This is a genomic window from Photorhabdus noenieputensis (genome assembly GCF_018448935.1).
Classification (GTDB): Bacteria; Pseudomonadota; Gammaproteobacteria; order Enterobacterales; family Enterobacteriaceae; genus Photorhabdus; species Photorhabdus noenieputensis.
Map to the genome: position 1 here is coordinate 133905 of NZ_RCWC01000008.1, position 24245 is coordinate 158149.

Annotated in this window: 24 protein-coding genes and 2 pseudogenes; 10 read left to right on the plus strand and 16 right to left on the minus strand. The window is 43.8% G+C overall.

The annotated features are described in order from the left end of the window. Window positions 1–438: 438 nt before the first annotated feature. Window positions 439–1914 carry a glucose-6-phosphate dehydrogenase gene (gene zwf / locus EAE91_RS08475; RefSeq protein ID WP_214053727.1) on the minus strand — a complete coding sequence of 492 codons (1476 nt, stop codon included), beginning with the start codon at window positions 1912–1914 and terminating at the stop codon, window positions 439–441. Window positions 1915–2257: 343 nt separating this feature from the next. On the opposite strand from zwf, the gene EAE91_RS08480 reads away from it, so the two are divergent. From EAE91_RS08480 to pyk, 3 genes are all read left to right on the plus strand, one after another. Then, on the plus strand, window positions 2258–3118 hold the full coding sequence (locus EAE91_RS08480; protein ID WP_214088104.1) for a MurR/RpiR family transcriptional regulator: 861 nt from the start codon (window positions 2258–2260) through the stop codon (window positions 3116–3118). Window positions 3119–3585: 467 nt separating this feature from the next. Next, complete coding sequence (locus EAE91_RS08485; protein WP_214088105.1) at window positions 3586–4599, plus strand: tail fiber protein; 1014 nt, start codon at window positions 3586–3588, stop codon at window positions 4597–4599. A gap of 588 nt (window positions 4600–5187) precedes the next feature. Further along, window positions 5188–6630 (plus strand): pyruvate kinase, encoded by a 1443-nt coding sequence (gene pyk, locus EAE91_RS08490; RefSeq protein WP_214088106.1) that lies wholly within the window; start codon window positions 5188–5190, stop codon window positions 6628–6630. Between the two features lie 643 nt (window positions 6631–7273). Here pyk and lpxM read toward each other — a convergent pair. The 3 genes from lpxM to znuA all read right to left on the minus strand — a co-directional run bounded on the left by lpxM (window position 7274) and on the right by znuA (window position 10666). Next, window positions 7274–8242: a lauroyl-Kdo(2)-lipid IV(A) myristoyltransferase gene (gene lpxM / locus EAE91_RS08495; RefSeq protein WP_214088107.1), complete on the minus strand. Its 969-nt coding sequence runs from the start codon at window positions 8240–8242 to the stop codon at window positions 7274–7276. 145 nt (window positions 8243–8387) lie between these two features. Continuing rightward, window positions 8388–9698 carry a murein DD-endopeptidase MepM gene (gene mepM, locus EAE91_RS08500; RefSeq protein ID WP_214088108.1) on the minus strand — a complete coding sequence of 437 codons (1311 nt, stop codon included), beginning with the start codon at window positions 9696–9698 and terminating at the stop codon, window positions 8388–8390. Window positions 9699–9718: 20 nt separating this feature from the next. Then, a complete protein-coding gene (gene znuA, locus EAE91_RS08505; protein WP_214088109.1) occupies window positions 9719–10666 on the minus strand; it encodes a zinc ABC transporter substrate-binding protein ZnuA in 948 nt (315 codons plus the stop codon). Window positions 10667–10742: 76 nt separating this feature from the next. On the opposite strand from znuA, the gene znuC reads away from it, so the two are divergent. Together znuC and znuB are read left to right on the plus strand one after the other, a co-directional pair. Beyond that, entirely contained in the window at window positions 10743–11507 is a 765-nt protein-coding gene (gene znuC / locus EAE91_RS08510; protein WP_214088110.1) for a zinc ABC transporter ATP-binding protein ZnuC, read from the plus strand. Continuing rightward, on the plus strand, window positions 11504–12289 hold the full coding sequence (znuB, locus tag EAE91_RS08515; protein WP_214088111.1) for a zinc ABC transporter permease subunit ZnuB: 786 nt from the start codon (window positions 11504–11506) through the stop codon (window positions 12287–12289). Before znuC ends, znuB begins: the two co-directional genes overlap by 4 nt. An 81-nt stretch (window positions 12290–12370) precedes the next feature. On the opposite strand, the gene ruvB is transcribed toward znuB, so the two are convergent. From ruvB to aspS, 6 genes are all read right to left on the minus strand, one after another. Further along, complete coding sequence (gene ruvB, locus EAE91_RS08520; RefSeq protein ID WP_214088112.1) at window positions 12371–13378, minus strand: Holliday junction branch migration DNA helicase RuvB; 1008 nt, start codon at window positions 13376–13378, stop codon at window positions 12371–12373. Window positions 13379–13394: 16 nt separating this feature from the next. Beyond that, window positions 13395–14012 (minus strand): Holliday junction branch migration protein RuvA, encoded by a 618-nt coding sequence (ruvA, locus tag EAE91_RS08525; protein WP_214088113.1) that lies wholly within the window; start codon window positions 14010–14012, stop codon window positions 13395–13397. A 78-nt stretch (window positions 14013–14090) separates the two neighbouring features. Next, complete coding sequence (ruvC, locus tag EAE91_RS08530; RefSeq protein ID WP_214088114.1) at window positions 14091–14612, minus strand: crossover junction endodeoxyribonuclease RuvC; 522 nt, start codon at window positions 14610–14612, stop codon at window positions 14091–14093. Between the two features lie 143 nt (window positions 14613–14755). Continuing rightward, window positions 14756–15499: a YebC/PmpR family DNA-binding transcriptional regulator gene (locus EAE91_RS08535; protein WP_162120258.1), complete on the minus strand. Its 744-nt coding sequence runs from the start codon at window positions 15497–15499 to the stop codon at window positions 14756–14758. A 29-nt stretch (window positions 15500–15528) separates the two neighbouring features. Next, window positions 15529–15966, minus strand: coding sequence for a dihydroneopterin triphosphate diphosphatase (nudB, locus tag EAE91_RS08540; protein WP_214088115.1), 438 nt, complete (start codon window positions 15964–15966; stop codon window positions 15529–15531). Then, the gene (aspS, locus tag EAE91_RS08545) at window positions 15966–17738 is read right to left on the minus strand and encodes an aspartate--tRNA ligase (RefSeq protein ID WP_214088116.1); all 1773 of its coding nucleotides are present in this window, start codon (window positions 17736–17738) and stop codon (window positions 15966–15968) included. The genes nudB and aspS overlap by 1 nt, the downstream gene beginning before the upstream one ends. A gap of 231 nt (window positions 17739–17969) precedes the next feature. Here aspS and EAE91_RS08550 point away from each other — a divergent pair, with 231 nt between their 5' ends. After that, on the plus strand, window positions 17970–18365 hold the full coding sequence (locus tag EAE91_RS08550) for an MAPEG family protein (protein ID WP_214088117.1): 396 nt from the start codon (window positions 17970–17972) through the stop codon (window positions 18363–18365). Between the two features lie 131 nt (window positions 18366–18496). On the opposite strand, the gene EAE91_RS08555 is transcribed toward EAE91_RS08550, so the two are convergent. After that, window positions 18497–18748 (minus strand): type II toxin-antitoxin system Phd/YefM family antitoxin, encoded by a 252-nt coding sequence (locus tag EAE91_RS08555; RefSeq protein ID WP_214088118.1) that lies wholly within the window; start codon window positions 18746–18748, stop codon window positions 18497–18499. Window positions 18749–18929: 181 nt separating this feature from the next. On the opposite strand from EAE91_RS08555, the gene cmoA reads away from it, so the two are divergent. Both cmoA and cmoB read left to right on the plus strand, forming a co-directional pair. Next, a complete protein-coding gene (gene cmoA / locus EAE91_RS08560) occupies window positions 18930–19688 on the plus strand; it encodes a carboxy-S-adenosyl-L-methionine synthase CmoA (protein ID WP_214088119.1) in 759 nt (252 codons plus the stop codon). Beyond that, complete coding sequence (gene cmoB, locus EAE91_RS08565) at window positions 19685–20656, plus strand: tRNA 5-methoxyuridine(34)/uridine 5-oxyacetic acid(34) synthase CmoB (protein WP_214088120.1); 972 nt, start codon at window positions 19685–19687, stop codon at window positions 20654–20656. Before cmoA ends, cmoB begins: the two co-directional genes overlap by 4 nt. Window positions 20657–20684: 28 nt before the next feature. On the opposite strand, the gene cutC is transcribed toward cmoB, so the two are convergent. Then, window positions 20685–21431 carry a copper homeostasis protein CutC gene (cutC, locus tag EAE91_RS08570; protein WP_214088121.1) on the minus strand — a complete coding sequence of 249 codons (747 nt, stop codon included), beginning with the start codon at window positions 21429–21431 and terminating at the stop codon, window positions 20685–20687. A gap of 137 nt (window positions 21432–21568) precedes the next feature. Beyond that, window positions 21569–21727 (minus strand): annotated as a pseudogene (locus EAE91_RS08575) (VOC family protein); the annotation flags it as partial. Window positions 21728–21780: 53 nt separating this feature from the next. Between EAE91_RS08575 and EAE91_RS08580 the strand changes: the two are divergent. After that, on the plus strand, window positions 21781–21957 hold the full coding sequence (locus tag EAE91_RS08580) for a hypothetical protein (protein WP_376744759.1): 177 nt from the start codon (window positions 21781–21783) through the stop codon (window positions 21955–21957). After that, window positions 21958–22272: a helix-turn-helix domain-containing protein gene (locus tag EAE91_RS08585; RefSeq protein ID WP_214088122.1), complete on the plus strand. Its 315-nt coding sequence runs from the start codon at window positions 21958–21960 to the stop codon at window positions 22270–22272. Window positions 22273–22287: 15 nt separating this feature from the next. Here the strand turns inward: EAE91_RS08585 and EAE91_RS08590 are convergent, their stop codons facing one another. The 3 genes and pseudogenes from EAE91_RS08590 to EAE91_RS08600 form a co-directional block, all read right to left on the minus strand. Further along, window positions 22288–22851 carry a VOC family protein gene (locus EAE91_RS08590; protein ID WP_214088123.1) on the minus strand — a complete coding sequence of 188 codons (564 nt, stop codon included), beginning with the start codon at window positions 22849–22851 and terminating at the stop codon, window positions 22288–22290. Window positions 22852–23038: 187 nt separating this feature from the next. Beyond that, window positions 23039–23818 carry a DUF4123 domain-containing protein gene (locus EAE91_RS08595; RefSeq protein ID WP_214088124.1) on the minus strand — a complete coding sequence of 260 codons (780 nt, stop codon included), beginning with the start codon at window positions 23816–23818 and terminating at the stop codon, window positions 23039–23041. Beyond that, window positions 23815–24245: pseudogene (locus EAE91_RS08600) on the minus strand (DUF2345 domain-containing protein); the annotation flags it as partial. The gene EAE91_RS08595 and the pseudogene EAE91_RS08600, both read right to left, overlap by 4 nt.

A 24245-nucleotide genomic window follows, 5' to 3' on the forward strand; every position in this document is an offset into this window, starting at 1 on the left:
ATGGCAGAAAGGAAAAGCACATGGGTGGAACTTTGAAACTTGACGCTTTTGGCGCTGTTCATGATATCTCATTCTTTCATCGCACTGATATTCCGCGCGATATACTAAGAATCCTCATAAATAGTGTTAATGTTTCTATTACTTCTACCATACGAAATAATAGAAAGCAACCACTCAATTTTGCTTATTTTTCATCTGATCAACAGAGTTGAATCAAAAAAACAGAATTGATATCAATATATACCTTATAGATTTCAAGATGCATCGCGACGGCAGAGGAGCGAATCCCCGGAAGCATAGCAAACGATGTGACCGGGGTGAGTGAGCGCAGCCAACAAAGAGGCAACTTGAAAGATGACGGGTATAAGCTGATACCTTGTTGATAACAACCCAAGCCGCTTACAACGCGGCTTGAGCCTCAACAGAAAAGTTTGTTAATTATTCAAATTCATTCCACGAACGACCATCTCGGGTAATCATAGCAACAGAAGCGACCGGCCCCCACGTTCCCGCCTGATAAGGCTTAGGCGCATCATTATCCGCCGCCCATGCATTCATAATAGAATCAACCCATTTCCAAGCTTCTTCCACCTCATCACGACGAACGAATAGCGCCTGAATACCCCTCATAGCTTCCAGCAACAATCTCTCATAAGCATCTGCTAATGGAATATGGTTAAACGTTTCAGAGAAACTCAGATCCAACTTAGTCGTTTGCAGACGATGCTTGTGTTCCAGTCCTGGGGCTTTATTCAGAACTTCAATATCAATACCTTCATCCGGTTGCAGACGAATCGTCAGTTTGTTCTGCGGTAGTTGTTGATAAGATTCAGAGAACAAATTCAGCGCCGGCTTTTTGAAATAAACTACCACCTCGGAACATTTCGTTGGCAGACGTTTACCGGTTCTCAGATAGAAAGGAACCCCGGCCCAACGCCAGTCATCAATATCCACACGAATAGAGACAAAAGTTTCCGTCCGGCTGGATTGGTTCGCCCCCTCTTCTTCCAGATACCCCGGTACCTTATGCCCCTGAACAAAACCAGCCGTGTATTGACCGCGTACTGTTTTCTCCCGCACATTCGTGTGGTCAATACGACGCAGAGAACGCAATACTTTTACTTTTTCATCACGGATACGGTCTGTTGTCAGATCTGCCGGAGGAGACATAGCAATCATGGTCAATATTTGCAATAGGTGATTCTGAATCATATCGCGCATTTGACCGGCTTGGTCAAAATAACCCCAACGGCCTTCAATACCGACTTCTTCAGCTACTGTAATTTGTACATGATCAATTGTCCGGTGATCCCAGTTATTGACAAACAGGGAGTTGGCAAACCGCAGCGCTAATAGATTCAATACAGTTTCTTTACCCAGATAATGATCGATACGATAAACCTGACGCTCATTGAAATATTTTGCCACTTCATCATTAATCGTTCTGGATGATTCAAGATCGGTGCCTAAAGGTTTTTCCATCACAACCCGGTTTGGCTCCTTATTTAACCCGGCAAGGCCCAACCCATGACAAACCGAGCCAAAAGTACTTGGCGGCATCGCAAAATAGTGAATTGCAGGCTGATGCTCCTGCTTAAGAATTGCCTTTAATTTGGCAAAATCTTCCTTTTGATTAACATCCAGATTGCAAAACGCCAAACGCTCACTCAATGTCTTCCATAGCTTTGGATCTAATTTTTCCGGCAAAAACGTATTTAAAGCTTCTTCAACAACCTTGGTATAAGCTTTTTTATCCCAATCAGCCCGGCCAACACCGATAATCCGGGTTTCTGGGTGGATATAACCCGCTTTCTCAAGCTGATAAAGGGAAGGCAACAATTTCCGGCGTGCCAAATCCCCTTTAGCGCCAAAAATGACTAAATCACAAGCCTGAGCTGTAGAAGCAACCGCCATATGTCTCTCCTCATTGCGGGATATTGTAATTTTGTTACAGCATTAACCAATAATGTACTCTTTTGGCTATGGCGCGTAAACAGTGATAACGAATAACCATGACCTTTTGTTGGCAATATGTTTTATTTCTGATAATAATGTGATAAATTTATGTAATTTTACAACGTTTATGAAAGATAATTACCAATATGAAAGTTAGACACTTGTCATACTTTTATGAAAAACATTAAATTATTGTGACTTCCTACTGCCAGCTTCAATTTGCTAATAGTATATTTTCATAAAAATTTATATAGATTTCTTCTCTGAATGAAATCGTCAAAACCACAGGTAACTGCGTTTTATGAATACACTGGAACGGGTACAAAACAGTATCGAATTTTTGAGTAAGTCAGAAAAAAAAGTGGCGCAGACAATCCTGGCTTCACCGCAAACTGCGATTCATGCCAGTATCGCAACGCTGGCGAAAATGGCGGAAGTTAGTGAACCTACGGTTAACCGTTTTTGCCGCCGTCTGGATACTAAAGGTTTTCCCGATTTCAAACTCCATCTAGCCCAAAGTCTTGCCAATGGCACGCCTTATGTAAATCGCAATGTTGAAGAAAGTGATACAGTTAGTGCCTACACCAATAAGATATTTGAATCGGTAATGGCAACTCTAGATACCGTCAAAAACAATTTGGATATTACAGCCATTAACCGAGCTGTTGATTTACTAACTCAAGCCCGGAAAATCTCATTTTTTGGCTTAGGGGCTTCTGCTGCTGTCGCCCATGACGCAATGAATAAATTTTTCCGGTTCAACATCCCCGTTATCTATTTTGATGACATTGTGATGCAACGGATGAGCTGTATTAACAGTGCCGAAGGTGATGTCGTCGTACTCATTTCCCATACCGGCAGGACTAAAAGTTTGGTTGAAGCAGCACAACTTGCGCGAGAAAATGATGCGGCAGTTATCGCAATTACCTCCCAAGATTCTCCCCTCGCCCACGAAGCAACACTCGCTATTCTTCTGGACGTCCCGGAAGATACAGATATTTATATGCCAATGGTCTCAAGAATCGCTCAATTAACTGTTATTGATGTTTTAGCTACGGGTTTTACCCTGCGCCGTGGTTCAACATTCAGAGATAACTTGAAAAGAGTCAAAGAAGCACTACGAAATTCACGCTTTGATAAAATTGACTTTCCCTCAACCTGAAAATAGTCCTCTCACTATTAGGCTGACTCGCAACCATTGCGTAGTCAGCGATCGTCTATAACTCATTGAGCATCGATGAATAATCTGTGCCAGCCAAGATAAGCGAAGAATTATTGAATTATGCCAAGAAATTCCCATATTATTTAGTTAACTCAATAAAATAATGAATTTTTTAAAATTAAAACACAGGATATTATATAAAAGAATTACCAAAAGAAATAGAAATCAGGAAGATAAAATAACTTTCAAATATTAAATATAAATTGTTTAGATATTTACCCGATCAACAGTTTCACATTTATTATTTCCACCCATTATACAAAAACCATTATCCCTCTAAGCCATAAGAATATTTTATCATATTTTTTTCAAGCTAAACTATTATTGACATATATTGTATAGAATGACTTTTATAATAATTCAACATATTGACTACAAAATCAAATTATTTAATTCCAGGAGAGAACATGAGTAAAAAAAATGATTTTAAAGCCTTTTCCATTAGTAGTAATGCTAATGTAATTAGCCAAGAAAGATATGAACAAGATCAGGGTTTGAAGACTGGGTTTCCACCAGAAAATATTACTACTCATTTGCTAAATAAGGTATTACGTCAGTCATCAACCATATCCTCTGTTATCGCTGATTTTATCGCGACCCAATCTGGTAATGATGTTTTAGATGATGGAGATATAGCTAAACTCACCACCCAATTAAATAGAGCGTTAGAGCAAAAAATCACAACAAAAGTACCAAGCGCCTCATTGACACAACAAGGTGTTATTCAACTCACAGACCAAACAGGCGACAGTAATACCCTTGCGGCAACGCAGAAGCTTGTTTCTGATGTCAATCAGAATGCAAATAACCGTCTGGAAAAAAACCAAAACGGCGCAGACATTCCTGATAAAAATACGTTTGTGAAGAATCTTGGCTTAATAGAAACCATTATTAATACCCAATATCCTGTAGGAATTGTGATTTGGTTCGCTCAAAATAAAAACCCCAATGTGCTATTTCCGGGTACTACATGGGAATATATTGGTGAAAATAAAACCATTCGATTAGCTAGCGCCAATGGCTCCGATATTTTATCAACCGGTGGCAATGATTTGATAAGCCTGACAGCGGCACAAATGCCAGCACATAATCATACATTTTTTGGGACAACGAGCACATTTGATTATGGTACCAAAACCACCAATATCGCCGGAGAGCATTATCATGATAGTGGGTGGGGTGAAACTACTGGTGGGCGTTATGGTCATTTCGACGGTTCTAAGAACAATCAGGGATCAAAATCTACAGATTGGAACAATGCCAAATTTAACACTAGCACTAATGGTGCCCACTCTCATACGGTACCAATAGGGTCACACAACCATACAGTTTCAGGTAATACCGGAGATTCTGGAGCCAATGCCGCGATTACAATTACTAATTCATATGTTAAGTTGATGGGATGGTATCGAAAAGCATAAGACCCCTGCCTCCCCCAGACTGCTCACAAACCTTACACAAATAAATAACTGTCTCTTGAGCATAAGTCTGACTTAAGAGACAGTTCCAACTCTTCCTTCCCAAAGAGAACTTATCATTTGTATACTTTCCAGCCCTCAAGTGTTGCTAAATCCCAGTAAATTTCAGGTTACGGATAAAACCATTTTAAAAATGAGAGATGCCTTCGCCTCATTGAAAATTTCAGAAGGTTTGCATCAGACTCGCACGGTAAGATGGGGAACAGTCACATTATTGATAAATCGGGAACAAATCGTGGTAGGATAGAAATACGGCAATAAATATCCGTTAAAAAGGGTTAGCTGATTCGCTAGGGCATAGCGATTGTGTAAAACGTTCCCCCTGTCGTTCCCCTATAGCTGACACTGGCCGATAGGCACTACAGCGAAAAGTATCATGATAAGTTGATATGGGTCACAAAAGTAATCTATAAACAGCCTTGATAGTTGGATTGCCGAAGAGTTTTTTTACTCGTTTTATAGGATAATTAATAGATTATTGATTATTTTTATATAACCAATACCAATACTCACAGGTCAACGGAGTAACACATGTCCAGACGGCTCAGAAGAACTAAGATTGTTACTACACTTGGTCCGGCTACTGACCGCGATAATAATCTTGAAAAGATTATTGCTGCGGGTGCAAACGTAGTCCGCCTTAACTTTTCCCACGGTACCACCGAAGATCATCTCCAGCGCGCCAACAAAGTCCGCGAGATCGCAGCCCGCCTGGGATGCCATGTCGCTATTCTTGGCGATCTTCAAGGACCTAAAATCCGCGTATCAACGTTTAAAGAGGGCAAAATTTTCCTGAATGTCGGAGATAAATTTCTACTTGATGCCAATCTTGGTAAAGGCGAAGGCGACAAGGAGAAAGTCGGTATCGATTACAAAGGATTACCCACGGATGTTATACCGGGCGATATTTTGTTGCTGGATGACGGACGTGTTCAACTCAAAGTATTAGACGTTCAGGGAATGAAAGTCTTCACAGAAGTCACTGTAGGCGGCCCGCTATCTAACAATAAGGGCATTAACAAACTGGGTGGTGGATTATCCGCGGAAGCCCTAACTGAAAAAGATAAAGAAGATATTATTACGGCGGCCAGAATCGGCGTTGATTATCTTGCCGTCTCTTTCCCTCGCACCGGTGAAGATCTTAACTATGCTCGCCGTCTGGCGCGAGACGCGGGTTGTGAAACGCAGATCGTGGCAAAAGTTGAACGCGCAGAAGCCGTTAGCAGTGATAAAACCATTGATGAAATCATTCTGGCTTCTGATGTCGTCATGGTTGCCCGTGGTGACCTTGGCGTAGAAATCGGCGATCCAGAGTTAGTTGGCGTTCAGAAAAAATTAATTCGCCGTGCCCGCCAGCTAAATCGTGTAGTTATTACCGCGACCCAGATGATGGAATCTATGATCACCAATCCAATGCCCACCCGTGCAGAAGTGATGGATGTGGCAAATGCCGTTCTCGACGGTACTGACGCCGTAATGCTCTCCGCTGAAACCGCAGCGGGCCAATACCCTGCCGAAACGGTTGCCGCAATGGCACGAGTCTGCCTCGGAGCAGAAAAAATGCCTGGTCTCAACGTATCAAAACATCGGCTAGACACAATTTTTGACAGTATTGAAGAAGCCATTGCGATGTCTACCATGTACGCGGCAAACCACCTAAATGGGGTTAAAGCCATTATTGCAATGACCGAATCAGGCCGCACCACTCGCATCATGTCTCGCATCAGTTCCGGTCTCCCTATATTCTCTATGTCTCGCCATGAAAAAACCTTAAACCAAACGGCACTTTACCGTGGCGTTACACCGGTTTATTGCAGTAGTCATACTGACGGCATTACAGCGGCTAATGAAGCGGTCAATCGTCTGCGTGATAAAGGTTATCTAGTTTCTGGTGACCTTGTGCTGGTTACTCAGGGCGATCAGATGGGGACCATTGGCAGCACTAACACTTGCCGTATTCTTGAAGTGGAATAAACATTACAACATTTTAGCGCCAAGTTTTCGATAATCAGGTAAATAAGAAGACTGGCGCGTTTCACTTATCCAACAGCAACCCGACGGTAAAAATAAATTCTTACCGTCTCTTATTTCACTCAACTGATTGGTTAATAAGGATTGAATAAAATGATTAGTATGATGAATATCTGTAAATCATATATACCCGTTATGCTTCAAGTTGCCTCTTTGTTGGCTGCGCTCACTCACCCGGTCATATAGTTATCTATGCTCCCAGGGATTCACTCCCTTGCCGTCGCGATCCATCTTGAAATCCATAGTATAGATAAAGGTGAATGTATCTCCTCCACAACAGCCCATCTGGGTATTGGCATGTTTGACACGATCAATAGCGGTCAATTCACACTGAACAAGTGTAATATTTTAACCATGAAATATTCCGAAAAAATATCATTAAAATAATAATTTATTGGATATATTTTTCAATCATTCAATTTATTACCCAATCTAATTGTATTTAAAAATATAGAACCGCCATTGAACTAATATATCAAAGCACAAGTAATATGTTTTTTCACACAACCCCCTAATATGCTCAATATTAGGGGGACAATACAAACTTTCAAACCGTGATAATAACTCTACATCTTTGCAACGAAAATCACAGGTCTTCTCTCTCATATGGCCCAATATCACCCGCTTTCCGAGTCTTAAGTAATTTAAGTATCCAGGTATATTGTTCAGGGTTAGGTCGTACCAATTGCTCCAACTCTTCATTCATCCGGCGAGCAATAAAAGCATCATCTTTGCCATCAATATCATCCATTGGTGGACGAATATAAATATCAAGCTGATGAGTACGGTAATTATAAACCGGAAACAGTGGCACAATAGCGGCACGACAAACCTTCATCAATCGCCCAATGGCTGGCAATGTCGCTTTATAAGTTGCGAAAAAATCAACAAACTCACTGTGTTCCTCACCATGATCTTGATCAGGCAGATAATATCCCCAGAAACCCTGGCGAACAGTAGCAATAAACGGTTTAATTCCCGCATCACGGGAATGTAAACGACCACCAAAGTAATGGCGAACTTTATTCCACAGATAATCTGAAACCGGGTTTTTCTGGTGATGGAACATGGCTGATATTTTCTGTCCACCCTCAGACAGTAATATCGCTGGAATATCCACAGCCCAACCATGAGGCACCATAAAAATAACGTTTTTCCCCTGAGCTTTCAGTTGAAGAATAATCTCTTCCCCATGCCACTGCGTCCGGCTTAACGTTGATTTTGTACCACGTAAACAAAGTTCTGCCAACATAACAAAAGGTTGAGGTGCGGTAGAAAACATCTCATCAATCAATGCTTCACGCTGTTGCTCCGTCAGTTCCGGCATACAGTAACATAGATTTATCCTTGCTCTGCGACGTGCCCCTTTCGCAAGCTTACCCGCCAAGCAGCCTATTTTAGCCAGCAAAGGATCTCGCACTTTAACCGGCAGGTAAGCCAGCCCGGTCAATACACCAACACCTAACCATAATCCCCAGTAACGAGGATGCAAGTAGGATTTATGAAATGTCGGTATATAACCAACTTTACTGTCTGTATCTGTTTCTTTATACATGAGTTAACTCTTCAAAACAAAAGATCATTGTTCATTTCACATGTACAGGGGGCTATATCAACGCACCTTTTTCTGAACATAGACAAAACGACAGCGGATGATAGCAATCATCCGCTTTAAAGTCTGTATTAATGAACAAGTAAACTCAATCTAACAGAAGCTGAGGCGTTACCTCTTTTACCGTTGCCAGGAATTCTGAGCGTTCTTTACCACTCAAACCACCAGAACGCGGCAATTTCGCCGTTAATGGGTTTACCGCCTGCTGATTGATCCAGAATTCATAATGCAAATGTGGGCCCGTAGAACGACCGGAGCTACCGGACAGCGCGATACGATCACCCCGTTTTATCTTCTGCCCTGGTTTTACCAACAGCTTTCTCAGGTGCATATAACGCGTGGTATATTGGCGGCCATGACGAATGGCGATAAAGTTACCTGCTGCTCCGTTATATTTGGAAACAATCACCTCACCGTCACCCACCGCCAAAACAGGCGTTCCCACAGGCATAGCAAAATCTACCCCTTTGTGTGGCGCAACCCGACCGGTGACTGGATTCACACGCCGAGGATTAAATTGGGAAGATACCCGAAATTGCTTGGTAGTTGGAAAGCGCAAAAATCCGCGCTCCAGACCGGAACCTTGACGATCATAAAAACGCCCATCCTCTGCCCGGATAGCATAATAATCTTTACCACCACTATTTAGGCGAACACCAAGCAATTGGCTCTGTTCACTGTGACCATCCAACATTTCACGAGACAGTAATACAGAGAAACGATCACCTTCATGTAATTTACGCAAATCAATTTGCCATTGCAGTGCCTTGGTAACTTCACGTGCTTCACTGCTGGTTAAACCGGCATTTAAAGCACTGCTGGTAAAGTTACTATCAACAACGCCAACGACGACACTGTTTTTCCACTCCCCTTTCTGAAACTCTTTTGTTTCTTTAAACAGATCGCCTTCACGGGTATAAATACGCGTTTCACGGCGGGAAACACCCCAAGTCAGAGTTTGCAAATCACCCGCCTCATTTACTGTCCATGACAATGGCTGGCCAATGTTCAGCCCCCGTAACACTTTATGCTGACTTGCGAGTAACGCGACATCAGAAGAGTCGATACCAAATTGAGTCAAAATATTACTAAGGGTGTCACCGTCGGAGACAATATATTCATGCGGAGTTGGAGCCGTGACCTCTGAGTTCGTCTCTTCATCAGGAATACCCTCGTCCGGTAGCTGTTCACTGCTATCTGCAATAATCTCATCACTATCTACGGGAGGATTGATGGCAACGCTGCCGACTGTGGTTTCTTCTTGTTGTTCATGATGATAAGCAATAGGTTGCCACATAGTGACAACCAATGTTGCTACAGTCAGCGAACCCAACATAATTTTATGCGGTCGCGGTAACTCCTTATACACCAGAACGATAGTTTTAACTATCTGTTGCACTCATTGAATTCCTTATTACTTTAATTCAGGCAACCGGCGTACTGTTCCGACAACTGAGTTATAAATTTCATATAGCTGTCTTTATCCAATACAATGTGGCTTCCTAACGGGTCCAAGGTACCCATACGCACTCCCGTATCCTTCGCCACAGCATTAATAACGGTCGGCCTGAATTGTGGCTCAGCAAAAATACAAATTGCTTTCTGCTCAACCAATTGTGTTCGTATATGATGTAATTTTTGTGCGCCAGGTTGTATTTCAGGATTAATCGTAAAATGTCCTAATGGAGTCAAGCCATAATGCTGCTCGAAATAGCCATAAGCATCGTGAAAAACGAAATACCCCTTACCACGCACCGGCTTAAGAATATTAGCAATATTTTTGTCAGTTTGCGCAAGTTGAGCATTGAATTTACGTAGGTTTACGTCCAGCGCCGCTTTTTTCTGCGGATAACGCACTTTTAATTGGTCATGAATCCCCTGTGCAACCTGTTTTGCTATTTCTGGTGATAACCAGATGTGCATATTATATTCACCATGAGAATGATGTTCATGACCTTCTTCATGTTTATGCTGATCCGGTTCGGATAAATCTTCATCATTTTTCAGCAATAATGGCTTAATCGTTGGCAATTGTGCTAAAGCTAACTGTTTATTTTGTGAAACTTTGGCTAACGGTTTAGACAAAAAGATTTCCATCTCAGGTCCAACCCACACAACTAAATCTGCCTGGTTAATTCTCTTAAGATCAGACGGTTTCAACGCATAATCATGCGGTGACGCCCCATCAGGTAACAGAACCTGCGTATCAGTTACACCATCAGTTATTGCCGCAGCAATAAAACCTAACGGACGGATTGATGTCACAACATCAGCATTAACCGATTGTATCGTCCCTGACATGAAAACAGCAGTAATCACGGCCTTACAGAGAAACTTGTGCGCTAGTTTATATGATTTGTGTAACATAATGTAAATATCTCGTGGACAGAAGCAAGAATTGTTATATTATAACATCTCAATGTTCACGCAAGATATATTTAGCATGCCAACACTCATCACTTTAAAAAATGTTGCTGTTACTTTCGACAACCGTCAGGTATTAAACAATATCTCTCTTAGTTTACAACGAGGGAATATTCTGACTTTGCTAGGTCCCAATGGTGCCGGTAAATCAACTTTAGTTCGTGTTGTTTTGGGGCTTGTCGAACCATCATCCGGCACAATTGAACATACCGCTGGGTTGAGAATCGGCTACGTTCCACAAAAGTTGTATCTTGATCCCACTCTACCATTAACAGTCAAACGCTTTATGATGCTAAAACCCGGTGTAAAATCTGCCGATATATTGCCAGCACTGGAGCGAGTGAATGCTGCTCATCTATTACAGCAACCCATGCAAAAATTATCCGGCGGGGAAAACCAACGGGTTTTATTAGCCAGAGCACTATTAAATCAGCCCCAGTTATTAGTCCTTGATGAACCAACACAAGGGGTCGATGTTAATGGTCAGTTAGCACTTTATGATCTAATCAATCAAATTAGAACCGAATTGCATTGTGCTGTATTGATGGTATCCCATGATTTACATCTGGTTATGGCAAAAACAGACGAAGTTTTATGTCTTAATCAACATATTTGCTGTTCCGGCACACCTGAAGTTGTTTCAACTCATCCTGAATTTATCGCTATGTTTGGTCATCATGGTGCTGAACAATTGGCAATATATCGCCATCAACACGATCACCATCATCACCATGATCTGAAAGGGAAAATTGTCTTAGAAAATAACAGGGAATGCCACTCATGATTGAATTATTATTCCCCGGTTGGTTGGCCGGCATATTATTGTCTATTGCTGCCGGGCCATTAGGTTCATTTGTTGTCTGGCGCAGAATGTCCTATTTTGGCGATACTCTGGCTCATGCTTCATTACTGGGCGTTGCTTTCGGATTATTGCTAAGTATTAGTCCTTTTTACGCGATTATCGCTGTCACTTTGATCCTGGCAATGATGTTGGTTTGGTTGGAGAAACGCCCTCAACTGGCAATCGATACTTTGTTGGGGATTATGGCTCACAGCGCACTATCATTAGGGCTGGTCGTTGTCAGTTTAATGTCTAATGTGCGAGTTGATTTGATGGCTTATCTGTTTGGTGATTTGTTGTCAGTCACCTATGAAGATATTTGGTTGATTGCCATCGGTGTCACCATTGTCACCACACTTCTGTTCTGGCAATGGAACGCTCTGCTCTCTGTCACCGTCAGTCAGGAAATGGCTTTTGTGGATGGTATTAAAATACAGCGGTTAAGAGTACTGTTAATGCTGGTAACAGCGTTGACAATCGGCCTGGCAATGAAGTTTGTCGGCGCACTGATTATCACCTCCCTGCTCATTATCCCGGCAGCCACTGCTCGCCGTTTTGCCCGGACGCCGGAGCAAATGGCCGGTATTGCTATTGCGGTTGGTATGCTTGCCGTTACCGGCGGATTAGCGTTCTCCGCTATTTACGATACACCAGCAGGACCCTCTGTCGTGCTATGTGCTGCGATGATGTTTATTATCAGCCTGATCAGTAAAGCAAAAAATTGATCCACTGAGTGGATACCAAAAAAACGGGATAGGCTTCCCTTGCAGGAGTACCCATCCCGATTTTTCAGGCAATTAAACAGGTCATTCCTGATCTCTGACCATGCCAAAATGGCGATAAGCATGTTCGGTGGCAATTCGTCCACGTGAAGTACGTTGAATAAAACCCTGTTGGATCAAAAAGGGTTCCAGCACATCCTCAATCGTTTCCCGTTCTTCACCAATGGCCGCGGCAAGGTTATCTACCCCAACCGGCCCGCCCATAAATTTATCAATGATAGCAATCAGTAATTTACGATCCAGATAATCAAAACCGGCAGCATCTACGCTCAACATATCCAGTGCTCTGGCGGCAATATCGCCATCAATCGCGCCATTCCCTTTCACTTGAGCAAAATCACGCACCCGGCGCAGTAAACGGTTTGTAATCCTCGGCGTTCCACGAGAACGCATGGCAACCTGCCGAGCCCCATCGTCAGTAATCTCTACCCCCATAAAACGGGCGCTGCGGGAGACGATACTTTGCAAATCGTCCACATTATAAAATTCAAGGCGCTGCACAATACCAAACCGATCACGCAGTGGAGAAGTCAAAGAACCTGCCCGAGTGGTAGCGCCAATCAGAGTAAAAGGTGGCAAATCAATTTTGATCGAACGGGCTGCCGGTCCCTCGCCAATCATAATATCCAGTTGATAATCTTCCATTGCCGGATAGAGAATTTCTTCCACCACCGGCGACAAGCGGTGGATTTCATCGATAAACAGCACATCATGCGGTTCAAGATTGGTCAGCATTGCCGCCAGATCGCCCGCCTTTTCTAAAACCGGGCCAGAAGTTGTACGGAGATTGACGCCCATCTCATTGGCAACAATATTCGCCAGCGTTGTTTTCCCCAATCCCGGCGGACCAAAAATCAGCAGGTGGTCAAGGGCATCACCACGCTGTCTGGCAGCCTGAATAAAAATCTCCATCTGCTCACAGACTTGCGGCTGCCCAACATATTCAGACAACAATTTAGGTCTGATTGCGCGATCAATGGCTTCATCGTCTTGCAAAACTTCCGCAGAAACCAGACGGTCAGCTTCAATCATGGCTTACCCCTGTAACTTAAAGAGCGGCGCGAAGTGCTTCGCGGATAAGTGTTTCACAATCAGCACCCGGTTTAGCGACTTTACTTATCATGCGGCTAGCCTCTTGCGGCTTGTAACCCAGAGAGACTAATGCCGCAGCGGCTTCTGCTTCGCTATCAGCGTCAGAAGTTGTCTGTTTGGCCGTTGCCGGCAAATTAATATCACTGCTCTGATTGAAGAGATCGCCATTAAGCCCTTTAAAGCGATCTTTCATTTCAACCACCAGCCGTTCAGCAGTTTTCTTACCCACGCCCGGCAGTTTAACCAGAGAAGCGATTGCCTCTTGTTCAATAGCAGAAACAAATTGCGGCGCAGACATGCCCGAAAGAATAGCCAACGCCAATTTAGGCCCTACGCCATTCACTTTAATTAATTCTCGGAATAATGCCCGCTCCTGCTTATCATTAAAACCATAAAGTAATTGCGCATCTTCACGCACCACAAAGTGAGTAAACAGAACAGTCTCCTGTCCGGCATCAGGCAATTCATAAAAACAGGTCATCGGCATATGGACTTCATAACCCACGCCATTCGTTTCCAGTAAAACCAAGGGTGGTTGTTTTTCCAACACAATTCCTCTGAGACGCCCTATCACTCGTTTACCCCCTAAAAATAAAACTAACTGTTCTACTTATGGTTATAACATAAAAAAAGCTGGATGCATATCCAGCCGTTATCTTAAACGTCCACGCGCCAAGATTAATCTGGGATCACCAACCCGCAAAAGATTCTGATTAAAGTGACAGTGGGTTATCGCAATAGCCAATGCATCTGCCGCATCGGATTGTGGGTTAGCAGACAATTTCAACACCGAACGCACCATGTGCTGAACTTGACTTTTTTCAGCCGCGCCGGTTCCGACAACTGTTTGTTTGACCTGCCGAGCAGCATATTCAAAAACCGGTATAGATTGATTAACGGCGGCAAGAATCGCAACGCCCCGCGCTTGCCCTAATTTCAGCGCTGAATCGGCGTTTTTTGCCATAAAGACCTGCTCGATGGCAAAAGCATCGGGTTGAAATTGTGTAATAATTTCAAGGATACCCGCATAAATACGCTGTAATCGGCTAGGCAGATCATCAACTTTTGTTCGGATACAACCACTACCAAGGTAGCTCAAATGACGCCCCTGCTGACGGATCACTCCATAACCAGTGACGCGGGAACCTGGGTCGATACCTAAGATAATCGCCATATTTTGTTTTATTCGCCTTTGATTATCACCTTAATAAAGGAGATAAAAACGTTAGAGAAAGTGTCCTGCTCCACAGCACACTTTCTCTACGCTATATACCCGTTATCCTTTTGAAATCCATAGGGTATACAACCCAATTGAAATTACAGCAAAGCAGCAACTTCATCAGAGATTTCACCGTTATGGTAAACCTCTTGTACATCGTCTGAATCTTCCAACATATCAATCAAGCGCAATAATTTAGGTGCGGTTTCCGCATCCAGCTCCGCTTTAGTGGAAGGGATCATTGAAACTTCTGCTGATTCAGCCACAAAACCCGCTGCATCTAATGCATCTTTCACGTCACCAAACGTTTCTGGCGTAGTGTAAACATCAATCGCGCCATCATCATAGGTTTCTACATCATCAGCACCGGCTTCCAACGCCGCTTCCATAACTGCATCTTCATCCAGTCCTGGCGCGTAAGAAATCACCCCTTTCTTGGTGAACAAATAAGCAACCGAGCCATCAGTACCCAGATTACCACCAGTTTTAGTGAAAGCATGACGGACGTCAGAAACAGTACGATTACGGTTGTCGCTCAAACACTCAACCATCACCGCCGTTCCTCCCGGACCATAACCTTCATAAATGATGGTTTCCATGTTATCCGCTTCATCATTGCCGACACCACGGGCGATAGCACGGTTCAACGTATCGCGGGTCATGTTGTTGGACAGTGCCTTATCAATCGCGGCACGCAGACGTGGGTTAGATGCCGGATCTCCACCACCCAGACGGGCTGCCGTTACCAGCTCCCGGATAATTTTGGTGAAAATCTTACCGCGTTTCGCATCCTGCGCAGCTTTGCGGTGCTTGGTGTTGGCCCATTTACTATGACCTGCCATAAGGTTCTCCGATAAAACGTCTAATAATCTTATTCAATAACAAACTCTTCAATCGCCTGTCGATTGCTCCACGACTTAGTGAGCTTTACTGCTTTATCTGCATCCAGCCACTTATAAGCCTGATGTTCAGTCAACAAGCACTCTCGCTCTTCAGGCAATGCCAGACAGAACCAGTACTCTTTATTACGGGTGACTCCCGGAGCATAGCGATGGCGCAAGTGGGTAAAAATCTCAAAATAGAGAGAACGTCGGCAATCTATCAATTCAAGATTTTCACCTATGATATCAATACCAACTTCTTCTTGCACTTCGCGCAATGCTGTCTCACGCGGCGTTTCGTCTCCATCAAGGCTGCCAGTCACAGACTGCCAAAAACCAGGATCGTCCCGCCGCTGTAACATCAGCACCCGTCGGCTGGAAAACGCATAAATAACCACCAGCACAGACTCAGGGCGCTTATAAACCATTATTCACTCTCTTTTCTAGCAACAACAGAGATTGATAACTCTTCGAGTGCCGCCGAATTAGCATAACTTGGCGCTTCCGTCATTAAACAAGCAGCGGCGGTGGTTTTAGGGAAGGCGATAACATCACGAATATTATCCGTTCCTGTCAGCAACATCACCAAACGGTCAAGACCAAATGCCAAACCTGCATGAGGCGGCGTACCAAATTTCAATGCATCCAACAAGAAGCCAAATTTCTCCTGCTGTTCTTGCTCATTAATACCCAGAATACGGAACACCGCCTGTTGCATTTCGTTACGGTGAATACGCACCGAGCCGCCACCCACTTCGTAGCCATTAATCACCATATCGTAAGCATTGGCAATGGCCGAAACCGGCTCTTGCTCCAACTCCCCCGCTGACATATTACACGGTGAAGTAAATGGATGATGCATGGCGGTCAGACCTCCTTCCCCATCATCTTCGAACATAGGGAAGTCGATAACCCACAGTGGCCGCCAGCTATCCAATTTTGTCAGGTTCAGATCGCGCCCTAATTTCAGACGTAACGCTCCCAAGGCATCAGTGACCACTTTTACACTGCCAGCACCGAAGAACAAAATATCGCCATCCTGTGCACCGGTGCGGGAAAGCAAGCCTTCAATCACCTCTGCATTCAGGAATTTGGCTATCGGACTTTGAACCCCTTCCAGACCGGCTGCACGTGCATTAACTTTTATCCACGCCAGCCCTTTTGCACCATAAATCCCAACGAATTTGCCATATTCATCAATCTGCTTACGGCTCAGTTCAGCACCACCTGGTACCCGAATCACAGCTACTCGGCCTTTACTGTCATTCGCCGGTTCAGCAAACACACTGAATTCTACCTCTTTAACCAGATCAGCAACATCAACCAACTCTAATGGGTTACGCAGATCAGGTTTATCAGAACCGAAACGACGCATCACTTCCGCAAACGTCATCACCGGGAAATGCCCCAGATCAACACCGTCAATTTCAAGCCACAATTCGCGGATCATCATTTCCATCATTCCCCTTACCTGCTCAGCAGTCATAAAGGAAGTTTCCACGTCGATCTGGGTAAATTCTGGCTGGCGATCCGCACGCAAATCTTCATCACGGAAGCATTTAACAATTTGATAATAACGGTCAAAACCGGACATCATCAGCAATTGTTTAAATAACTGCGGGGATTGAGGCAAGGCATAAAATTTGCCTTTATGGACACGACTTGGCACCAAATAATCACGGGCACCTTCGGGTGTTGCTTTAGTCAACATTGGCGTTTCAATATCCAGGAAACCCTGATTATCCATGAAACGACGAACAAAACTGGTGATTTTAGCGCGTGTTTTCAAGCGATTTGCCATTTCAGGCCGACGCAGATCAATATAGCGATATTTCAGACGCTGCTCTTCACTGTTCGTCTGATTGCTATCCAAAGGCAGAGGTTCGGAACGGTTAATGATATTTAAACTTTCCGCAAAAACCTCTATTTCACCGGTGGCCATATCTCTATTGATTTGACTGTCAGGACGGGCGCGTACAGTACCGGTGATTTGAATGCAGAATTCATTACGCAGTTCAGCAGCCTGAGAAAATGCGGCTTGCTGATCCGGGTCAAAAAATACCTGAACGATTCCTTCACGGTCACGCATATCAATAAAAATCAAGCCACCCAGATCACGGCGGCGGTTTACCCAACCACAAAGAGTCACCTTCTGGCCTTCATGGGTCAGGTTCAACTGCCCACAATAATCAGTACGCATACAATATCCTTTTACTCGGCTGTTGTGCTGTTGCTGCGGAAAAAAGGCCGCCATTATAATAGAAATTCTACCCAGAGATAAGGGCAGGCAATATCCCGATGCAATACCATTGCTTGATGTCTGATAATCAGGCAATTTATTTTCAATTCCCAGCTATTTATAGCGACAGTTTTATTTTTGCGGTTTATCATAACTTAATTGGCCAATTTCGGTTAGGCAATGGAGTTAAAAATGGTTAGCTCGCTTTATGTTGTGTTGGGCGCACTATTATTGATTAAGCTGTCTTTTGATGTGGTTAAGTTAAGAACACAATATCGTGTCTCATATGGAGATGGTGGTTTTTACGAACTACAAACAGCAATCCGCATCCACGGCAACGCCGTGGAATATATCCCCATCTCTATGTTATTGCTGGTCATGATGGAGATGAACGGCTCAAATGTCTGGGTGATACATGTCTGTGGTTTGATTCTGCTCACCGGCAGAATCTTGCATTATTATGGCCTGCACCACCGTGAATTCCACTGGCGACGTTCAGGCATGGTAGCAACTTATCTTTCCATCGTATTAATGGTGATGACGAATATTTACTACCTGCCTTGGGAACAAATATTTTCTCTCTACTAACGAAACGAATAGCACTGGCACTAAAATAACAGGCAGCAAACTCGGCTGCCTATTATTCTAACCATAGCTGTTCCCCATGTAAGGAAGACTTTCCGACGTTGATACGCAAAGCGAGCAAGTCAAATTCCAGGCTATAGATCACCTAGGTTCACACTAACAAATTCAGCATCTTCTAAACGCTCATCTGCAATTTTGTTTAGTTCGGTATCCTCTGCCAGCTCCTGATAATAGGCGAATAATTCAGGAGGCACACAATAAAACACAGGTTCATTCCGATTCAGGATTGCAACCGCCTCACCTTCCCCCTGCAAATATGTCCCCATTGGGTTACGTTTCAAATCGGTAATACTTGCCGCTAAGTTTGTTAAGATTTGATATGCCATACACCACCTCACTCTTTTACGTAAGCAAACATCACACCATAATATGATTTTTGTACAACACTTAAGTTCCTTAAATATTTCCATTATTCACTATTGTTAAGCACAGAGAAAACTGGTTCAAGGTCAAGCTTTACATCTGTTAGAATGCCACCTTCTATTTTTTCCGATAATTAATGCTGTTATGTCAAATCAAGATCCTTACCATCAAAGGGATAGCCTGTTTGCCACGCCCATTGCCAATCTGGGAGACTGGCGTTTCGATGAACGGGTAGCCGAAGTTTTCCCTGATATGATCCAACGCTCCGTGCCAGGTTATTCAAATATTGTTTCCATGATTGGTATGCTGGCCGGTCGTTTTGTGACATCAAACAGTCAAATTTATGACCTGGGTTGTTCTCTAGGCGCATCAACCCTGGCAATGCGCCGCAATATTGCCGCTGAAAACTGCAAAATTATCGCCGTTGATAATTCCCCGGCAATGGTGAAACGCTGTCGTCGCCATATTGACGCTTTCCGGGCACAAACACCGGTTGAAGTCATTGAAGCCGATATTCTTGATATTGATATTCAAAATGCTTCGATGGTCGTGTTGAATTTCACTTTACAATTCCTCAACCCGCAAGATCGACAAGGTTTACTTAACCGGATTTATCAGGGATTACGTCCCGGTGGTGTTTTAGTTTTATCAGAGAAATTCAGCCTTGAAGATCAACAAATCGGTGAGTTGTTGTTTGATATGCACCACGATTTCAAGCGTGCTAACGGATATAGCGAGCTGGAAATCAGCCAAAAACGCAGCATGCTTGAAAATGTCATGCTGACTGATTCTGTAGAAACACATAAATCCCGTCTCCATCAATCCGGTTTTAACCATGTTGAAGTCTGGTTTCAGTGTTTCAACTTTGGTTCATTGCTGGCGATAAAAGGAGCCGATAAATGATCGATTTCGGTAATTTTTATCAACTTATTGCCAACAATAACCTCCAGCATTGGCTTAATTGCCTTCCTGCTCAACTGCATGAATGGCAAAAAGCAGCCCTGCACGGCAGTTTTAAATCATGGGTAAAAACGCTGGAAAACCTGCCCGTAATTTCACCAACCCAATTAGACCTGAAAAATGGCGTGATCGCAGAACGTGATCCTCCCCTATCCGCAGGCGAAAAAGTTTGCATTACCAATATATTGCGGGTATTCATGCCGTGGCGCAAAGGCCCATTCTCTCTCTATGATGTAAATATCGATACTGAATGGCGTTCAGATTGGAAGTGGGATCGGGTACTGCCTCATATTTCTCCACTAACCGGCCGGACAATTCTTGATGTTGGTTGCGGCAGCGGCTATCACCTGTGGCGGATGGTGGGTGAAGGGGCTGAACTTGCCGTTGGTATCGATCCAACTCAACTCTTCCTCTGCCAGTTTGAAGCCGTTAGAAAGTTACTTGGCAATGATCAACGCGCTCATCTTTTACCTCTGGGCATTGAACAATTACCCGCACTGGCCGCTTTCGATACGGTCTTTTCGATGGGCGTTCTCTATCACCGCCGCTCTCCTCTTGACCATCTCTGGCAATTGAAAAATCAACTGGTACCCGATGGTGAATTGGTCTTGGAAAGTCTGGTGGTTGAAGGAGATGAGCATACCTGTTTAATCCCTGGTGAACGTTATGCTCAAATGCGCAACGTCTACTTCATTCCTTCGGCAAAAATGCTGAAAATCTGGCTGGAAAAGTGCGGTTTTATCGATGTGAAAATTGTCGATCAGGCAGCCACAACCACAGAAGAGCAACGTCGTACAGCCTGGATGAAAACTGAATCATTATCTGATTTTCTTGATCCTACTGATAGCAGTAAAACCATTGAGGGTTATCCCGCCCCTCTACGGGCGGTACTGATCGCCCGTAAGCCCTGATTTTATGAACTGGCCCAACATTGGGCCATTATTCAAACAAAGTCAGACTCAACATCCCTTTCATAACCTCTACTACACCACCATCAACACAATAATGTGAAAACTCATCCACTTCATTGTCCGCGCTCATCGTCACCCCCGCTTTGCGGTAAGTCATGGTAGAGGGCATAATCCGACTTGCCGAACTGTGAACTTCCGTTAATCCGATATCGATAAATTTATGAATATTACTCATACGAACACCCGCACCTGCCATAATAATTGGCCCCTGACTGGCTTGATGCAGTTCTTTCAATAAGGGTAATCCCAATTCAGCGTTCTGTTGTTGGCCGGAAGTCAATATTCGTTTAACGCCAAGCTGAGTAAGCTGATCCAGTGCCACATAAGGATTAAAACACATATCAAACGCACGGTGAAAAGTGACGGCCATATCGCCAGACAGTGCCATCAATTGTTGCATGCGAGGCAAATCGATATGCCCTTCTTCATCTAACACACCAAAAACGACGCCCATAAATCCCATATCACGGATCTGAGCAACATCATTTTTCATCACCTCAAAATCTGAGTGACCGTAGCAAAAATCACCACCTCTTGGACGTACAATGGGATGTACAGGAATAGTTAATTGCTCAATAGCCTGTTTCAATGTACCAAAACTCGGTGTTAATCCCCCTTCCGCCGAACTGGCGCATAACTCTATCCGGTCAGCACCAGCCTGTTGTGCGATTAATGCGCAACCTACGCTAAAACAACAAATTTCTAACTTTGTCATCAGAAGTTCCTTGGACACCCAGTCATTAACGAGCAATCAATGAATCTAAGCGATTCAGTAATTCAATTCACTAACTATGACATCTAATTATTGCCGATGATTTGTAGGAAATCACAAGGTCAGAACTTTTATCTGGATCACAAGGACGAAAAAGTTAATTTTGCTGACTGGTGCTCATTTTTAACAATTTCACGCAATGTAAATGGGTGAAACTTGACGGTGATCTCACCATCAGTGATAGCTAAGGTCGGATTAGGCAACTGCTCTTGCTCCCCTTTAGGTTGACTCTGTTTGACTATCCCCAACTTGGGTGTATATTATCCTCAAGTTGGGGATAGATGGATAAGTGATGGAAGCTGTTTTTATTGAACTACCACCTTTTGAACGTTACCGTCATAACTACCTGAGTGATGAGGAGTTTAGAACCTTCCAAAATATTCTGCTGAAAAATCCAACAGCAGGAGACGTTATCCAACACACGGGCGGATTACGTAAAATGTTAGACATGAGAAAAAAGGGAGCATAAATGAACCGTGATCTATTTGCAGAATTCAATGAAGGAATGAAAGCTTGGGAAGAGGCTAATGAAGGCAAACTCACATTGAAAACTCACAAAAGGAGGTTAAAAAATGATATCTCCATCAATCCGGATGAGTTGAAATCCATCCGGAGTAAACTGAATATTTCTCAGGCTGTTTTTGCCCAGTACCTGCATACCGGTGAAACAACATACCAAAACTGGGAACAGGGACGGGCTAAGCCGAATAAACAAGCTGTATTGCTGATTAAAATAGTGGAGCGCCACCCGCAGGCACTAGAATTTCTTGCCAGCCTCACATAACGATATCACTTTAACTTATGTAGACAGGCATTCACTTTTAACAATTTCACGCAATGTAAATGGGTGAAACTTGACGGTGATCTCACCATCAGTGATAGCTAAGGTCGGATTAGGCAACTGCTCTTGTTCCCCTTTGGGTTGACTCTGTTTGACAGAAAAACCTACCGGTAAAGGTTGCGGTAATAATGCTTTTGCTGCTGCTGATAAGAGCTCAGGTGCCACCGGCAGCACCAGCTCCACATGTTCCCATCCCTGATGCAAGTAAGTTTTCTTGCCAGGATAAGGCAATTCTACACAATCAATTTGCCAATTAAGCACCGCGATTGGGTGCTCTAAATCAAACAGACAGATTGGACGTCCATTAATGATACTTTCTGACATCAAACTGCCACATTGTAAAAAACCTTTACGCCAGCGCTCAGCTACAGAGATATCGTGGCAACGTAAGGAGATATGATCGGCTTGATATTGTTCAACATTCAAATTAAGCCGCTGTTTGAACCGTGCCAATTTTTGCTCAAATATTGCCAGATCAGCCACTAAATCCTGTAATTCAACAATAGAAGAAAAATGTGTCATATTATCCCAGTTAAGATTATAGATTGGCCCTTCCCTTGGCCCCCAGCAGCCCAAGAGTTTTAAAGGCTTGCCGCCGTTTCAAGCCTCGAATGATACTCTCGATTTGTAATAATTGAAATTTGCTAGCGCCGACACAATTACTCTTTCAATAACCGCCATAAATCCGCAAGATGTTAACCATCACACACTATCCAGTGGTCGTATATTGTTCATCAAGCTTCTGCAAATAGTCTGCACTGGTCAGGTTACTAATATCACCTCCGTTTTCTAAACACGTTTTTAGCCAATTAATAATCTGTTCCTCTAACCGTCCCTCTGGCTCATTCAGTCTTTCAGCTAATTTACCGTGGTTTTCCCATACATCACTACTGATCACAAATGCCTTCCCTTTCAGAGCATAATCGGAATGGTGCCAGGCATGCAGCAAATGACTCCCCAGAACAAAGGGTTGCTCACTCCCACCATGACCACAATTTTCAGGCCGACAATAAATCTGAGGTTCTGGTATATCGATCATTAACTCACTCACCGGTGTTAGAAACGCTGACCAATCGCTGACACTCATTACCGGTAATAACTGACCGAGAATTCGCGGGTCCATACTGCGCAAAATCACTTGCCTCTCCCGCAATATCACCTGCTGGCGTGAGCGCCAATGATTAAGCTGCTGCACCCATAAATCCTCACTGCGATAAGCCCACCCCCAACTGTTATCGCTCAGAGTTTGGCTATCAAGCAGATGACCGATTACTGACAGGCAACCTGACTTAGGCTGAACCAACCAAGGGCCTTGCCCCAATATGTGATCCATCGGAGTACCGCTATACAGCGGAAAAGCCTGCTCTACCCAGTCGTTGCTATAAAAAAGTGCCACGGGGTTAGGCTCTGCCAGTGAATTCAGCATAAAGAAAACAGGCGGCTTATTAGGCGTAGTCAGCCATTGTTGCCAGTTTATGGAAGTGTTCATTCATCCTCCTGGTTATTAATAGTTAGATTAACTTCTCTCTGAGCTTGCAAAGCACAAACCGGTTTAACTGGAGATTTCACATCAGGCAGTGGTTCTACACCCTCTGGTAGTTGTAGTGATAGGCCCCGCCCGGTACCGGCAGAACCTTGCCCGACTGATAAATTCGGGGAGGTCAGAATACCGCCGGGAGTTAACCGGATAAAATGACCGCCGACTTTTAAGGTAATCTCTGACGCTGCTTCCAACACCATTTTACCGCCGCTTTTTAGATGTGTTTCCTGACCACTTTCAGCCACCAATGCATCTCCGGTCTGTAAATGTTGACTGCCTGAGATACGGTGTGAAACATCTCCATCGGTGCTGTATTTCCCCGATCCCCTGATATGTTGATGATCATCCACTGAAATTTCGCTATAGCGGTTATTAT

Excerpts from the sequence above, each read along its gene's own strand:
- cutC (WP_214088121.1), bottom strand. The coding sequence starts at position 21,431 with ATGACAAAGTTAGAAATTTGTTGTTTTAGCGTAGGTTGCGCATTAATC.
- EAE91_RS08485 (WP_214088105.1), top strand. The coding sequence starts at position 3,586 with ATGAGTAAAAAAAATGATTTTAAAGCCTTTTCCATTAGTAGTAATGCT.
- pyk (WP_214088106.1), top strand. The coding sequence starts at position 5,188 with ATGTCCAGACGGCTCAGAAGAACTAAGATTGTTACTACACTTGGTCCG.
- znuA (WP_214088109.1), bottom strand. The coding sequence starts at position 10,666 with ATGTTACACAAATCATATAAACTAGCGCACAAGTTTCTCTGTAAGGCC.
- EAE91_RS08535 (WP_162120258.1), bottom strand. The coding sequence starts at position 15,499 with ATGGCAGGTCATAGTAAATGGGCCAACACCAAGCACCGCAAAGCTGCG.
- nudB (WP_214088115.1), bottom strand. The coding sequence starts at position 15,966 with ATGGTTTATAAGCGCCCTGAGTCTGTGCTGGTGGTTATTTATGCGTTT.
- EAE91_RS08555 (WP_214088118.1), bottom strand. The coding sequence starts at position 18,748 with ATGGCATATCAAATCTTAACAAACTTAGCGGCAAGTATTACCGATTTG.
- znuB (WP_214088111.1), top strand. The coding sequence starts at position 11,504 with ATGATTGAATTATTATTCCCCGGTTGGTTGGCCGGCATATTATTGTCT.
- znuC (WP_214088110.1), top strand. The coding sequence starts at position 10,743 with ATGCCAACACTCATCACTTTAAAAAATGTTGCTGTTACTTTCGACAAC.
- cmoA (WP_214088119.1), top strand. The coding sequence starts at position 18,930 with ATGTCAAATCAAGATCCTTACCATCAAAGGGATAGCCTGTTTGCCACG.
- lpxM (WP_214088107.1), bottom strand. The coding sequence starts at position 8,242 with ATGTATAAAGAAACAGATACAGACAGTAAAGTTGGTTATATACCGACA.
- EAE91_RS08480 (WP_214088104.1), top strand. The coding sequence starts at position 2,258 with ATGAATACACTGGAACGGGTACAAAACAGTATCGAATTTTTGAGTAAG.
- EAE91_RS08585 (WP_214088122.1), top strand. The coding sequence starts at position 21,958 with ATGAACCGTGATCTATTTGCAGAATTCAATGAAGGAATGAAAGCTTGG.
- zwf (WP_214053727.1), bottom strand. The coding sequence starts at position 1,914 with ATGGCGGTTGCTTCTACAGCTCAGGCTTGTGATTTAGTCATTTTTGGC.
- EAE91_RS08550 (WP_214088117.1), top strand. The coding sequence starts at position 17,970 with ATGGTTAGCTCGCTTTATGTTGTGTTGGGCGCACTATTATTGATTAAG.
- EAE91_RS08595 (WP_214088124.1), bottom strand. The coding sequence starts at position 23,818 with ATGAACACTTCCATAAACTGGCAACAATGGCTGACTACGCCTAATAAG.
- aspS (WP_214088116.1), bottom strand. The coding sequence starts at position 17,738 with ATGCGTACTGATTATTGTGGGCAGTTGAACCTGACCCATGAAGGCCAG.
- ruvB (WP_214088112.1), bottom strand. The coding sequence starts at position 13,378 with ATGATTGAAGCTGACCGTCTGGTTTCTGCGGAAGTTTTGCAAGACGAT.
- EAE91_RS08590 (WP_214088123.1), bottom strand. The coding sequence starts at position 22,851 with ATGACACATTTTTCTTCTATTGTTGAATTACAGGATTTAGTGGCTGAT.
- cmoB (WP_214088120.1), top strand. The coding sequence starts at position 19,685 with ATGATCGATTTCGGTAATTTTTATCAACTTATTGCCAACAATAACCTC.
- ruvC (WP_214088114.1), bottom strand. The coding sequence starts at position 14,612 with ATGGCGATTATCTTAGGTATCGACCCAGGTTCCCGCGTCACTGGTTAT.
- EAE91_RS08580 (WP_376744759.1), top strand. The coding sequence starts at position 21,781 with ATGGAAGCTGTTTTTATTGAACTACCACCTTTTGAACGTTACCGTCAT.